Annotated in this window: 12 protein-coding genes; 11 read left to right on the top strand and 1 reads right to left on the bottom strand. The window is 53.6% G+C overall.

The annotated features are described in order from the left end of the window. Positions 1 to 11 precede the first annotated feature (11 nt). The 3 genes from udk (at position 12) to asmA (ending at position 3,199) form a co-directional block, all read left to right on the top strand. On the top strand, positions 12 to 653 hold the full coding sequence (udk, locus tag ACMGGQ_RS13435; RefSeq protein WP_334399673.1) for a uridine kinase: 642 nt from the start codon (positions 12 to 14) through the stop codon (positions 651 to 653). Between the two features lie 91 nt (positions 654 to 744). Continuing rightward, positions 745 to 1,326, top strand: coding sequence for a dCTP deaminase (dcd, locus tag ACMGGQ_RS13430; RefSeq protein ID WP_024908111.1), 582 nt, complete (start codon positions 745 to 747; stop codon positions 1,324 to 1,326). 22 nt (positions 1,327 to 1,348) lie between these two features. Then, a complete protein-coding gene (asmA, locus tag ACMGGQ_RS13425) occupies positions 1,349 to 3,199 on the top strand; it encodes an outer membrane assembly protein AsmA (RefSeq protein ID WP_235404543.1) in 1,851 nt (616 codons plus the stop codon). A 75-nt stretch (positions 3,200 to 3,274) separates the two neighbouring features. On the opposite strand, the gene ACMGGQ_RS13420 is transcribed toward asmA, so the two are convergent. After that, positions 3,275 to 4,858: a TerC family protein gene (locus ACMGGQ_RS13420; protein ID WP_235404544.1), complete on the bottom strand. Its 1,584-nt coding sequence runs from the start codon at positions 4,856 to 4,858 to the stop codon at positions 3,275 to 3,277. 684 nt (positions 4,859 to 5,542) lie between these two features. Here ACMGGQ_RS13420 and ACMGGQ_RS13415 point away from each other — a divergent pair. The 8 genes from ACMGGQ_RS13415 (at position 5,543) to wcaE (ending at position 13,954) form a co-directional block, all read left to right on the top strand. Beyond that, positions 5,543 to 6,682 carry a polysaccharide export protein gene (locus ACMGGQ_RS13415; RefSeq protein WP_420290155.1) on the top strand — a complete coding sequence of 380 codons (1,140 nt, stop codon included), beginning with the start codon at positions 5,543 to 5,545 and terminating at the stop codon, positions 6,680 to 6,682. Positions 6,683 to 6,688: 6 nt separating this feature from the next. Continuing rightward, the gene (wzb, locus tag ACMGGQ_RS13410; RefSeq protein WP_045908628.1) at positions 6,689 to 7,132 is read left to right on the top strand and encodes a low molecular weight protein-tyrosine-phosphatase Wzb; all 444 of its coding nucleotides are present in this window, start codon (positions 6,689 to 6,691) and stop codon (positions 7,130 to 7,132) included. A gap of 2 nt (positions 7,133 to 7,134) precedes the next feature. Further along, entirely contained in the window at positions 7,135 to 9,297 is a 2,163-nt protein-coding gene (gene wzc / locus ACMGGQ_RS13405; RefSeq protein ID WP_048028312.1) for a tyrosine-protein kinase Wzc, read from the top strand. A 151-nt stretch (positions 9,298 to 9,448) separates the two neighbouring features. Then, entirely contained in the window at positions 9,449 to 10,291 is an 843-nt protein-coding gene (wcaA, locus tag ACMGGQ_RS13400; RefSeq protein WP_045908626.1) for a colanic acid biosynthesis glycosyltransferase WcaA, read from the top strand. After that, a complete protein-coding gene (gene wcaB / locus ACMGGQ_RS13395) occupies positions 10,291 to 10,782 on the top strand; it encodes a colanic acid biosynthesis acetyltransferase WcaB (protein WP_039025009.1) in 492 nt (163 codons plus the stop codon). Before wcaA ends, wcaB begins: the two co-directional genes overlap by 1 nt. Then, entirely contained in the window at positions 10,779 to 11,996 is a 1,218-nt protein-coding gene (gene wcaC, locus ACMGGQ_RS13390; RefSeq protein ID WP_045908625.1) for a colanic acid biosynthesis glycosyltransferase WcaC, read from the top strand. Before wcaB ends, wcaC begins: the two co-directional genes overlap by 4 nt. Then, a complete protein-coding gene (gene wcaD, locus ACMGGQ_RS13385) occupies positions 11,971 to 13,191 on the top strand; it encodes a colanic acid polymerase WcaD (RefSeq protein ID WP_045908624.1) in 1,221 nt (406 codons plus the stop codon). Before wcaC ends, wcaD begins: the two co-directional genes overlap by 26 nt. A gap of 16 nt (positions 13,192 to 13,207) precedes the next feature. Next, positions 13,208 to 13,954, top strand: coding sequence for a colanic acid biosynthesis glycosyltransferase WcaE (gene wcaE / locus ACMGGQ_RS13380; protein WP_420290154.1), 747 nt, complete (start codon positions 13,208 to 13,210; stop codon positions 13,952 to 13,954). Positions 13,955 to 13,960 lie beyond the last annotated feature (6 nt).

Genomic DNA, 13,960 nt, shown 5'->3' with positions numbered 1-13,960 from the left:
TCGCTAAATTTATGACTGATAAGTCTCATCAGTGCGTCATTATAGGCATCGCCGGCGCATCGGCTTCAGGTAAAAGTCTAATTGCCAGTACGCTTTATCGCGAACTGCGTGAACAAGTAGGTGATGAGCATATCGGCGTCATTCCCGAAGACAGCTATTACAAAGATCAATCCCATCTGTCGATGGAAGAGCGCGTTAAAACGAACTATGACCACCCAAATGCAATGGATCACAGCCTGCTGTTCCAGCATTTAGAAGCGCTTAAGAGCGGCCAGGCGATTGAACTGCCCGTTTACAGTTATGTCGAACATACCCGTACCAAGGAAACGATCCGCATCGAGCCGAAAAAGGTCATTATCCTTGAAGGCATCCTGCTGCTGACCGATGCCCGCCTGCGTGAATCCATGAACTTCTCGATTTTCGTCGATACCCCGCTGGATATCTGCCTGATGCGCCGCATCAAGCGTGACGTTAATGAACGCGGCCGTTCAATGGACTCCGTGATGGCGCAATACCAGAAAACGGTCCGCCCAATGTTCCTGCAGTTTATTGAACCCTCCAAACAATACGCCGATATTATCGTGCCGCGCGGAGGTAAAAACCGCATTGCGATTGATATCTTAAAAGCGAAAATCAGCCAGTTTTTTGAATAAGCCGCGTGAATTGTGTACCGTTCAGAGATAACCTGGTTTTACCCTGAGCGCTTACCGACTCAGGGTACGTTGCATGAAAGGAGAAAGAGGCGTGCGTCTTTGTGATCGCGATATAGAAGCCTGGCTGGATGAAGGCCGTTTGTCTATTACCCCGCGTCCACCTGTTGAGCGTATCAATGGGGTGACCGTTGATGTCCGGTTGGGGAATAAATTCCGCACCTTTAGCGGCCATACCGCACCGTTCATCGACCTCAGCGGTCCGAAGGACGAAGTCAGCGCCGCGCTCGATCGCGTGATGAGTGATGAAATCGTTATCGACGACGGCGAAGCCTTTTATCTGCATCCGGGAGAACTGGCGCTGGCGGTTACATTTGAATCCGTCACCCTGCCTGCGGACCTCGTCGGCTGGCTTGATGGCCGCTCTTCGCTGGCGCGACTGGGGCTGATGGTACACGTGACCGCGCACCGTATCGATCCAGGCTGGTCAGGACGTATCGTGCTGGAATTCTTCAATGCCGGTAAATTGCCGCTGGCGCTTCGTCCGGGCATGATGATCGGCGCGTTGAGTTTTGAACCGCTGTCAGGCCCGGCAGACAGGCCGTATAACCGCCGCCAGGACGCAAAATATCGCGACCAGCAGGGTGCGGTTGCCAGTCGTATTGATAAAGACTGATCGTTAGTCCATTGAGGATGCCATGAGAAGAGTTCTGACAACGCTGATGATTTTGCTGGTGGTGCTGGTGGCTGGCCTTTCGGCGTTGGTTCTGCTGGTTAACCCCAATGACTTCCGCGCTTACATGGTGCGGCAGGTCGAGGCACGCAGTGGTTATCAACTGAAGCTTGATGGGCCGCTGCGCTGGCACGTCTGGCCGCAGCTCAGTATTCTCTCTGGCCGCATGTCGCTCACGGCGCCGGGGGCATCCCAGCCGCTGGTTTCCGCAGACAACATGCGCCTTGATGTGGCGCTGATTCCGCTCATTTCCCATCAGCTGCAGGTGAATCAGGTGATGCTGAAAGGCGCGGTGATTCAGCTCACCCCGCAAACCGAGGCCGTGCGTGCTGCTAACGCGCCGGTGGCACCGCGCGAAAACACCCTGCCTGATGAGCCGTCTGATACAGGCTGGTCCTTTGATATTGGCAAACTGAAAGTGGCCGATAGCGTACTGGTTTTCCAGCATGAGCACGAAGAGCAGGTCACCGTTCGCAACATTAACCTGCAGATGGAACAGGATGCACACCATATTGCGTCGGTGGAATTCAGCGGGCGCGTGAACCGCGATCAGCGCGATCTGACCCTGTCGCTGAATGCCAGCGTTAACGCGTCAGACTATCCGCACCAGCTCACCGCCGACATTCAGCAGCTTGACTGGCAGCTGACGGGGGCCGATCTTCCTACCCAGGGGATCGCCGGGCAGGGGACGCTGCAGGCCGTGTGGCGCGAGGAACAAAAACAGCTGGAGCTGGATAACCTCAACCTGCAGGCAAATGACAGTAGTCTGAAAGGGCAGGCCAGCGTCACGCTCGAAGAAAAGCCGAAGTGGGTGCTGAATCTGCAGTTTGACAAGCTCAACCTGGAAAATCTGTTGCCGCCTCTGCCAGCCAGCGCCACGGACAGCAATGCGGCGCAGACGGGGCAAAGCCAGGCAGCGGTATCACGCCCGGTTATTTCGTCGAATCTCGATCAGCCTGACTATAACGCCCTGCGCGGATTCACGGCGGATATTCTGCTGAAAGCCACTAGCCTGCGCTGGCGCGGCATGGACTTTACCGACGTGAGCAGCCAGATGTTTAACCATAACGGTTTGCTGGTGATCTCCGAACTGAGTGGCAAGATGGGCGCAGGGCACCTCTCGCTGCCCGGCACGCTGGATGTCCGTAAAGACGTTGCCAGCGCCGAATTCCAGCCGCGTCTCGATAACGTTGAGATAGGAACCATCCTGAACGCGTTTAACTACCCGATATCCCTGACGGGGCAGTTGACGCTGGCGGGGGACTTCTCCGGCACGAAAATTGATGCCGAGGCTTTCCGTCGCGAGTGGCAGGGACAGGCGCATCTTGATCTGAAAAACTCCCGTATGGAAGGGCTCAACTTCCAGCAGCTGGTGCAGCAGGCGGTAGAGCGCAGCAGCGATGTGAAAGCCCAGGAGAACTACGACAGCGCCACGCGACTCGACAGCTTCACCACGGACCTGACGCTGGACAACGGACAACTCTCTCTCGACGGAATGCAGGGTACCTCTTCACTCTTATCATTGACGGGCGAAGGTAAGCTGGATCTGGTCAAAGAGACGGCGGACACGCGCTTTAACGTGCGGGTACTTTCCGGCTGGCAGGGAGAAAGTAAGCTCATCGACTTCCTGAAAGAGACGCCGGTCCCATTGAGCGTATACGGCAAATGGCAGGCTCTGAATTATAGCCTCCAGGTGGATCAGATCCTGCGCAAGCATTTGCAGGATGAAGCGAAACGTCGGCTGAGCGGCTGGGCGGATCGTAATAAAGATTCGCAGGACGGCAAGGATGTGAAGAAGTTGCTGGATAAACTGTGATGCCTGTTGCGCCGGGTGGCGGCTTCGCCTTACCCGGCCTACAAAAGCCTGATGCCGTTGCGCCACCCGGCTTTTTTACACCTCAAAATCCAGCTCTTCCTCATCCCGCAGCGGTATCAGCTGAACTTTCTGCACGCGATGGTTTTCAATTTGTAGCGTTTTAAGCAGATAGTCGCCTACCTGAACCTCTTCCCCCGGCTTCGGGATACGCTGCAGATACTCCATCAGCAGACCGGCAATGGTGTGATATTCCCGCTTTTCATCCAGCGGCAGCGGCACATATTGCACCAGATCTTCCAGCGGCATATGGCCGTTTGCCGTCCACGAGCCGTCGGCGTTTTTCTGAATGTCGTGGCGGGCATCAATCTCATCCACCTCGTTTGGCAGATTACCGGCAATGGTTTCCATCACGTCGCTGAGCGTGACCAGTCCTTCCACCGAACCAAACTCATCCACTACAAAGGCAAAGTGGGTCCGCGCGTTACGGAACTGCTCAAGGGCGGAAAGTAACGGCAGCCCCTCCGGGAAGACCAGCGGCTGGCGAACAAGGACGCGGAGATTGAGCGGCTCGCCGTGAAGCTGCTGCTGGAGCAGGTCAATGACGTGCACCACGCCCAGCAGCTCCTCTTCCGTTTCCCCGCCGGTCACCACCACGCGTGTGTGCTGGTTTTTATCCAGCAGGGCGCGAATGTGCGCTTCCGGGGCCGTCAGGTCAATATGCTCTATATCATGCCGCGACGTCATAATGCTGCTGACCGTACGCTGGTTAAGATTGAGCACCCGCTCAATCATTCGTCGTTCCTGCGGGTCAAAGATCTGCCCGTCACTGTGGTCGGCCAGCATGGCGGAGGATTCGGCGTCCAGCTCCGCATCCTCTTTCTTACCGCTTAGCAGCCGCATGACCGTGTCGGCCGTACGCTGACGCAGAGTCTGATTTGCGGAAAGGAAGCGGCGGCGGTTGAATATCGCCAGCTGGTTAAGCGCTTCAATCATGACGGAGAACCCGATGGCGGCATACAGGTAGCCTTTCGGAATATGGAAGCCAAAACCGTCGGCCACCAGGCTAAAGCCAATCATCAGCAGGAAGCTCAGACAGAGGATCACGATGGTGGGGTGACTGTTCACAAAACGGGTCAGTGCCTTGCTGGCCATGACCATCAGCGTGATGGCAATAATGACCGCGGCCATCATCACCGCAAGATGGTCCACCATCCCGACGGCGGTGATCACCGAGTCCAGGGAGAAGACCGCATCCAGCACCACGATTTGCGCGACCACCGGCCAGAATTTTGCCCCGCGGCGCTGGGTCGGGTTCTCACTGTCTTTGCCTTCCAGCCGCTCGTTGAGCTCCACGGTAGCTTTGAACAGCAGGAACAGGCCGCCGAAGAGCATGATCAGATCGCGGGCGCTAAAGCTCAGACCGTGGATGGAGAACAGAGGCTGAGTGAGCGTGACCAGCCAGGAAATAGAGGCCAGCAGCAGTAGCCGCATGACCATCGCCAGCAGCAGCCCCGTTACGCGCGCGCGATCGCGCTGGGAAGGGGGCAGTTTTTCAGCGAGGATGGCGATAAAAACCAGATTATCAATCCCGAGCACCAGCTCGATGACGACCAGCGTAACCAGCCCGGCCCAGATTGAGGGATCGGCAATCCATTCCATAGTAGTAGCAATACCTTCTGTAACATGACGAATGACACAATTCGATCATGGATAAAGCTGGGGGAAATTGCAATGTCAGTATGAGATTTCTCTCAATAATCATTAAATTAATAATACCGGGAATAATAAGTCTAATTCATCAAGAAAGTCTGTATTTATCTGAAATAACAAAATTAAGAAATATCGCATTAAAAGGTGTTCAATGATAACGCTGTCAATATAAAGAAATTCTTAAAAATAAACTGCTTTTCTAAACAAATTCTTAAAATTTGGTGTTCGGAACCCGTTTTCTTGCCTGTTTTGAGATTAGCTGTTACAAGATTAATAGCCTGAAAAAGGATATCTTCTGTTACTGGTAGTTGTTTTTTTTTGAGCGACTAACGAAATAGTGCCTGCGTATTATGAATGCTCCATTTATTTCAAATGCAAAAAATCTGGCGATTTTTTGCCTGCAATTCATCGTGTTATAGCGTATTGGTAGCTGGAAGCCAAGGGCGGTAGCGTGCCTGGATGTGTGTGGATGAGCCATGATTCCGTTGTCAACAGTGACTGGCCAAATAACGTTTTTTTTAGGAATGATGCTAGTTATATTTTTATTTAATTAGCTACATTCTTAATGCATTTTAGATTCACACGTATTTAAATTGCACAGGATAATTACTCTGCCAAAGTGATAAATAATCAATGATGAACTCCAAAATGAAATTGATACCATTATTGGTGTCTGTGACCTTGATGAGCGGTTGCACTGTCTTTCCCGGCAGCAATATGTCAACAATGGGCAAGGATGTGATCAAGCAACAGGATGCCGATTTTGATCTCGACAAAATGGTGAATGTTTATCCACTTACGCCTCGTCTGGTCGAACAATTACGCCCACGTCCAAACGTTGCCCAGCCGAATATGTCACTGGACCAGGAAATTGCGTCCTACCAGTATCGTGTAGGGCCTGGAGACGTCATTAACGTGACCGTCTGGGACCACCCCGAACTGACCACGCCAGCGGGTCAGTACCGTAGCTCAAGCGACACCGGTAACTGGGTGCAGTCAGATGGCACCATGTTCTATCCCTACATTGGTAAAGTCCATGTGGCAGGGAAAACGCTTGCCGAGATCCGTAGTGATATTACCGGCCGCTTAGCGCAGTACATCGCCGACCCGCAGGTGGACGTTAATATCGCCGCATTCCGCTCGCAAAAAGCCTATATCTCCGGCCAGGTGAACAAATCCGGTCAGCAGGCTATCACCAACGTTCCTCTGACCGTACTGGATGCCATTAACGCCGCGGGCGGGTTAACCGACGGCGCCGACTGGCGCAACGTGGTACTGACCCACAACGGGAAGGAGCAGCGCATTTCGCTTCAGGCGCTGATGCAAAACGGCGATCTGACCCAGAACCGCCTGCTTTACCCGGGCGACATCCTCTATGTACCACGCAATGACGATCTCAAAGTCTTCGTGATGGGTGAAGTGAAGAAACAAAGCACCCTCAAGATGGACTTCAGCGGTATGACGCTGACCGAAGCGCTGGGCAATGCTGAGGGTATCGATCTGACGACCTCTAACGCGACCGGCATCTTCGTCATCCGTCCGCTGAAAGGTGAGGGCAGTGCGAAAGGCAAGATTGCCAACATCTACCAGCTGGATATGTCCGATGCGACCTCTCTGGTGATGGCGACGGAGTTCCGTCTCCAGCCATACGATGTGGTGTATGTCACTACCGCACCGGTTGCCCGCTGGAACCGTCTGATCAACCAGTTGCTGCCAACCATCAGTGGCGTTCGCTACATGACGGATACGGCGCGCGACATTCATACCTGGTAATCCGCGATGTTTAACAAAATTCTGGTGGTATGCGTGGGGAACATTTGCCGTTCCCCTACGGCTGAACGGTTGTTGAAACACTACCAGCCCGAACTGACCGTTGATTCGGCAGGGCTGGGTGCACTGGTCGGTAAAGGTGCCGATGAGCGCGCAACGATCGTGGCGCGGGATCATCACCTCTCTCTCGACGGGCATGTTGCCCGCCAGGTCACTGGCCGCATGTGCCGCGAGTATGACCTGATTCTGGCGATGGAAAAACGCCATATTCATGCGCTGTGCGATATCGCTCCGGAGATGCGCGGTAAGGTGATGCTGTTTGGACACTGGGACAATGAACGTGAAATCCCCGATCCCTACCGCAAAAGCCATGAGGCCTTTGAGGCGGTTTACACCTTACTTGACCAGTCTGCCCAACAGTGGGCGCAGGCACTGAAAGCTCAGCAGGGATAACAATGACCGAAAAAACAAGACCTTCTGCCGCCCCGACTTCGGGCAGTGATGAAATTGATATTGGACGCCTGGTCGGCACTGTTGTAGAGGCAAAATGGTGGGTGCTGGGCATTACCGCCGTGTTTGCCGCTGCGGCCGTCGTCTACACGCTGTTTGCCACCCCTATCTACAGCGCCGATGCACTGGTGCAGATCGAGCAGAATACCGGCAACTCGCTGGTGCAGGACATTGGCTCTGCGCTGGCGAACAAGCCGCCGGCCTCCGATGCTGAAATTCAGCTCATCCAGTCACGTCTGGTGCTGGGTAAAACGGTCCACGACCTTGGCCTTGATATCTCCGTCACCAAAAATACCTTCCCGATCTTTGGTGCGGGCTGGGATCGGTTGATGGGCAGAAACAACGACACGGTCAAGGTCACTGACTTTGTGCTGCCAAAAGGGGCGGCCGATCAGACCTTTACCCTGACGGTACTTGGCCCGAAACAGTACCAGCTGACCAGCGACGCGGGCTTTAGCGCGCGCGGTGAAGTGGGGCAGATGCTCACCAAAGATGGCGTCAGCATGATGGTCAGCGCGATCAATGCCCAGGAGGGCGGTGAATTCACCGTCACGAAATTCTCCACGCTGGGGATGATCAACAATCTGCAAAACAACCTGACCGTCACCGAAAACGGTAAGGATACCGGCGTGCTGAGCATGACCTTTACCGGTGAAGATAAGGATCAGATCCGCGACATCCTGAACAGCATTACCCGCAACTATCTTGAGCAGAACGTCGAGCGTAAGTCTGCTGAAGCGGCGAAAAGCCTGGCCTTCCTCGCGAAACAGCTCCCGGAAGTACGCGGCCGTCTGGATGATGCTGAGAACAAGCTGAACGCCTACCGTCAGGATAAAGACTCCGTTGACCTGCCGCTGGAGGCAAAATCGGTCCTCGATTCGATGGTCAATATTGATGCGCAGCTTAACGAGCTGACCTTCAAAGAGGCGGAGATTTCCAAGCTTTACACCAAACGCCACCCGGCCTACCGCACCCTGCTGGAGAAACGCCGCACGCTGGAAGAGGAGAAGGCGAAGCTCAATGACCGCGTGACCGCGATGCCGAAAACCCAGCAGGAGATCGTGCGTCTGACCCGCGACGTGGAGTCCGGACAGCAGGTTTATATGCAGCTGCTGAACAAGCAGCAGGAGCTGAAAATCACCGAGGCAAGCACCGTGGGTGACGTGCGCATCGTCGACCCGGCCATTACCCAGCCTGGCGTGCTGAAGCCGAAGAAAGCGCTGATCATTCTCGGCAGCATTATTCTCGGCCTGATGCTCTCCATCGTTGGCGTGCTGCTGCGTTCGCTGTTCAACCGCGGTATCGAAAGCCCGCAGGTGCTGGAAGAAAACGGTATCAACGTCTATGCCAGCATTCCGCTGTCTGAGTGGCAAAAATCCCGTGACAGCGTCAAAACCATCAAAGGCGTTAAGCGTTACAAACAGAGCCAGCTGCTGGCGGTGGGTAACCCAACCGACCTCGCTATCGAAGCGATCCGCAGCCTGCGCACCAGTCTGCACTTCGCCATGATGCAGGCTAAAAATAACGTCCTGATGTTAACCGGCGTCAGCCCGTCAATCGGTAAAACCTTTGTCTGCGCCAACCTGGCGGCAGTGGTCAGCCAGACCAACAAGCGTGTGCTGCTGATCGACTGCGATATGCGCAAAGGCTACACCCACGAACTGCTGGGTACCAACAACGTTAACGGTCTGTCGGAAATCCTGCTTGGCAAAGGTGATATCAGCCAGAGCGCGAAGCCCACTACGGTGCCGAAATTTGACCTGATCCCTCGTGGGCAGGTGCCGCCTAACCCGTCCGAGCTGCTGATGAGCGAGCGTTTTAGCGAACTGGTGGAGTGGGCGAGCAAAAACTACGACCTGGTGCTGATCGATACGCCGCCGATTCTGGCCGTGACCGACGCGGCCGTTGTTGGCCGCCATGCGGGTACCACGTTGATGGTGGCGCGTTACGCGGTGAACACCCTGAAAGAGGTGGAAACCAGCCTGAGCCGCTTCGAGCAGAACGGGATTGAGGTTAAAGGGGTGATCCTGAACTCCATCTTCCGTCGCGCGACCGGCTATCAGGATTATGGCTATTACGAGTACGAATATAAGTCTGACAGTAAATAACAAAACACCCCCCACACCCCTCACCCTAACCCTCTCCCCAAAGGGGAGAGGGGACTGTTCGGTGCTGGATTTGGGGGACGAACGTAATGATAACCACTGGCTGCCTTTCACCCTCTCCCCTTTGGGGAGAGGGCCGGGGTGAGGGGAAAAAATGACCACACAACGCCCTTTGATTTCTATCTATATGCCGACATGGAATCGTCAGCAGCTGGCGATCCGCGCAATCAAGTCGGTGTTACGTCAGGATTACGATAACTGGGAGCTGATCATCGTGGATGACTGCTCTTCCTCGTATGAACAGCTGCAAAAATTTGTGACTGACCTCAACGACCCGCGGGTGGTTTATACACATAACGCCATTAACTCCGGCGCCTGTGCTGTGCGTAACCAGGCGATTATGCAGGCCAAAGGGCAGTATCTGACCGGCATCGACGACGACGACGAATGGACGCCGAACCGCCTGTCTGTCTTCCTGTCGCATAAAGAGCAGCTGGTCACGCACGCGTTCCTGTATGCCAACGACTATGTCTGTCAGGGCGAGGTGTACTCGCAGCCTGCCAGCCTGCCGCTCTATCCGAAATCACCGTACTCTCGCCGCCTGTTCTACAAGCGCAACATCATTGGTAACCAGGTCTTTACCTGGGCGTGGCGCTTCAAAGAGTGCCTGTTCGATACCGAACTGAAGGCTGCGCAGGATTACGATATCTTTCTGCGCATGGTGGTGGAATACGGCGAACCGTGGAAGGTCGAAGAGGCCACGCAGATCCTGCACATCAATCACGGGGAGATGCAGATTACCTCCTCGCCGAAAAAATTCTCGGGTTACTTCCATTTTTACCGCAAGCACAAGGACAAGTTTGACCGTGCCAGCCGTAAATATCAGCTCTTTACCCTCTATCAGATCCGCAATAAGCGCATGAACTGGCGCACGCTGCTGACGCTGTTGTCCGTTCGTAACGGCAAGCGCCTGGCTGATGGACTTCGGGGGAAATAATGTTTCTGGAAGATTGCCGCGCTAACAGCTGGAGCCTGCGTCCGTGCTGCATGGTTCTGGCGTACCGCATCGCGCATTTTTGCTCGGTGTGGCGTAAGAAAAATGTCCTGAACAACATCTGGGCGGCACCCGTGCTGGTGCTGTATCGCATCATCACCGAATGCTTTTTTGGCTATGAAATTCAGGCCGCGGCCACCATTGGCCGCCGCTTTACCATCCACCACGGCTATGCGGTGGTGATCAACAAGTTCGTGGTCGCCGGGGATGATTTCACCATCCGCCATGGGGTGACCATTGGCAACCGTGGGCCAGACAGCCTGGCCTGCCCGGTCATTGGCAATAACGTCGAGCTGGGCGCAAACGTGGTGATCATTGGTGACATTACGATTGGTAACAACGTCACAATTGGTGCGGGCAGCGTGGTGCTGGACACCATTCCGGATAACGCGCTGGTGGTGGGAGAAAAAGCCCGCGTGAAGGTGATTAAATGAATATTTTGCAATTTAACGTACGCCTCGCAGAAGGCGGAGCGGCAGGGGTGGCGCTGGATCTGCACCAGCGCGCGCTGCAAAAAGGACTTCAGTCTCGTTTTATTTATGGTTATGGCAAGGGCGGCAAAAAAAGCGTCAGTCACGATAACTTCCCGCAGGTGCACAAGCACACGCCGCGCCTGACCTCGATTGCCAATATCGCGTTGTTCCGTCTGTTTAACCGCGATCTGTTTGGCAACCTGAATACGCTTTATCGCACGGTGACCCGCACTACCGGCCCGGTTGTGCTGCATTTTCACGTGTTGCACAGCTACTGGCTAAATCTGGAAGAGGTGGTGGCGTTCTGTCAGAAGGTGCAGGCCCACAAGCCCGACACCCGCTTCGTCTGGACGCTGCACGATCACTGGAGCGTAACCGGCCGTTGCGCGTTTACCGACGGCTGCGAAGGCTGGAAAAACAACTGCCAGAAATGCCCGACGCTGAGCAACTATCCGCCAGTGAAGGTGGATCGCGCGCACACTCTGGTGGCCGGCAAGCGCCAGCTTTTCCGCGACATGCTCTCGCTCGGCTGCACGTTTATCTCCCCGAGCCAGCACGTGGCCGATGCCTTCAACAGCCTGTACGGGGCAGGGCGCTGCCAGATTATTAACAACGGCATCGACGTGGCGACGGAAGCCATTCTCGCCGAGCTGACGCCGGTGGCAGAAACCGCGGGCAAACCGAAGATCGCTATCGTTGCGCATGACCTGCGTTACGACGGGAAAACCAACCAGCAGCTGGTGCGCGACATGATGGCGCTGGGTGACAAAATTGAGCTCCATACCTTCGGCAAATTTTCACCGTTCGAAGGGGCTAACGTAGTGAACCACGGGTTTGAAACCGATAAGCGCAAGCTGATGAGCGCGCTGAATGAAATGGATGCGCTGGTATTCAGCTCCCGCGTGGATAACTACCCGCTGATCCTCTGTGAAGCGCTCTCCATCGGCGTGCCGGTGATTGCCACCCACAGCGATGCGGCACGCGAAGTGCTGGAAAAATCGGGTGGGAAAACTTTTGCCGAGCAGGAGGTCCTGCCGCTGGTGCAACTGCCGAAGGCGCAGATCGCTCAGGCTGTTTTTGGCACTGACCTGGAATCGTTCCGCAACCGCAGCCGCAAGGCCTACAGTGGACAACAGATGCTGGAGGAGTATGTCTCGTTCTATCAGAATCTGTAGTTATCTGCTGCTGCCGCTGATCTATCTGCTGGTCAACGTCAAAATTGCCCAGCTCGGCGAAAGCTTTCCGATAACCATCGTCACCTTCTTGCCCGTTCTGCTTCTGCTGTATGTCGATAAAATCAACCTGAAGAAGCTGATGATTGCCTTAGGGTTGGGTACGGGCCTGACGCTGTTCAACTACATCTTTGGCCAGTCGCTGGATGCCAGTAAATACGTCACCTCGACCATGCTGTTTGTTTATATCGTTATTATTATCGGAATGGTCTGGAGTATTCGCTTCAAAACGATTTCTCCGCACAATTATCGGAAAATCCTCAGGTTCTTTTATATTGCCGTTGCGTTAATTGTTATGCTTGCTGCCATGGAGATGGCGCAAATTATTCTTACCGGCGGCAGTAGCCTGATGGAGATAATTTCGAAATATCTCATTTACAGCAACAGCTATGTTTTGAACTTCATCAAGTTCGGCGGGAAGCGTACCACGGCACTCTATTTTGAACCGGCGTTTTTCGCTTTGGCGTTAATCTCAATTTGGCTCAGCATCAAACAGTTTGGTATCAAAACGCCTAAGACCGATGCTATGATTCTTGCAGGAATCGTTCTGTCTGGATCGTTCTCAGGGGTAATGACATTTATCCTGTTTTACCTGCTGGAATGGGCGTTTCAGTACCTGAACAAAGATGCGATTAAGAAAAAACTGCCGCTGGCGATTATCTCCCTGACGGTATTTATGGTGGGCGTGATATTTGCCTTCCCATACATCTCAGAACGACTGGGTGATTTGGGAACGGAAGGCTCATCGTCCTATTATCGCATCATTGGACCGCTGGTGATGGTGGGTTATTCCTTAACCCATATAGATGGTGTAGTAAGATTCGGCTCACTTTACGAATATGTTGCATCATTCGGAATCTTTAACGGTGCGGATGTCGGTAAAACCATAGACAATGGTCTGTATCTGTTAATTATTTATTTTTCGTGGTTCGCCGTACTGTTGACGCTGTGGTATCTGTTTAAAGTTTTCAAAATGATGATTAACGCGTTCGGGGATAACCAGAACTTTCGCGTGCAGCTTTATCTGTTTACGCCGGTGTCGCTGTTTTTTACCGGGTCAATATTTAGTCCGGAATATGCTTTCTTGATTGTCTGTCCGTTTATTCTGCGCAAAGCGCTTAATATTACGAACGTATGACGAAATGAGGTGATTTATGTTTCTTAGCGTCATTACTGTCGCTTTTCGTAATTACGAAGGGGTGGTAAAAACCTGGCGCTCGCTGCGCAACCTGGCGCGCGATCCAAGCCTCACCTTTGAGTGGATTGTGGTCGACGGCGGCTCGAACGATGGCACGGCGGAGTTTCTGGAAAAACTCAACGGTGAGTTCAACTTACGTTACATCAGCGAGAAAGATAAAGGCATCTACGATGCGATGAACAAAGGCATCAATATGGCGCAGGGCCGTTATGCCATCTTTCTGAATTCGGGTGATATTTTCCATGATAACGTGGCGCTTTTTGCCCGTCAGCTGGCGCGCCAGAAAGAGGACGCCATGTATATTGGCGATGCGCTGCTCGATTTTGGCGACGGACATAAAGTGTGTCGCAGCGCTAAGCCGGGCTGGTATATCTATCACAGTTTACCTGCCAGCCATCAGGCCATTTTCTTTCCGGTAAAAGGTCTGAAAAAACAGCCTTACGATTTGCAGTATAAAGTGTCTTCCGATTATGCGCTGGCCGCCAGTCTCTATAAGTCAGGTTACCCGTTCCGCCGAATTAAAGGGCTGGTATCTGAATTTTCAATGGGTGGTGTGTCAACCTCGAATAATCTGGAATTGTGCCAGGATGCCAAAAACGTGCAGCGTAAAATATTACGCGTGCCGGGGTTCTGGGCGGAATTATCTTATTTTTTACGCGTGCGCACCACGAGTAAAACGAAAGCCTTATATAACAAAGCCTGAATATAA

The organism is Enterobacter sp. BNK-13, assembly GCF_048685015.1.
GTDB classification, from domain to species: Bacteria; Pseudomonadota; Gammaproteobacteria; order Enterobacterales; family Enterobacteriaceae; genus Enterobacter; species Enterobacter quasiroggenkampii.
The sequence above is the reverse complement of the archived record's forward strand: the minus strand, read 5'-3'. Positions and strand labels throughout refer to the sequence as shown.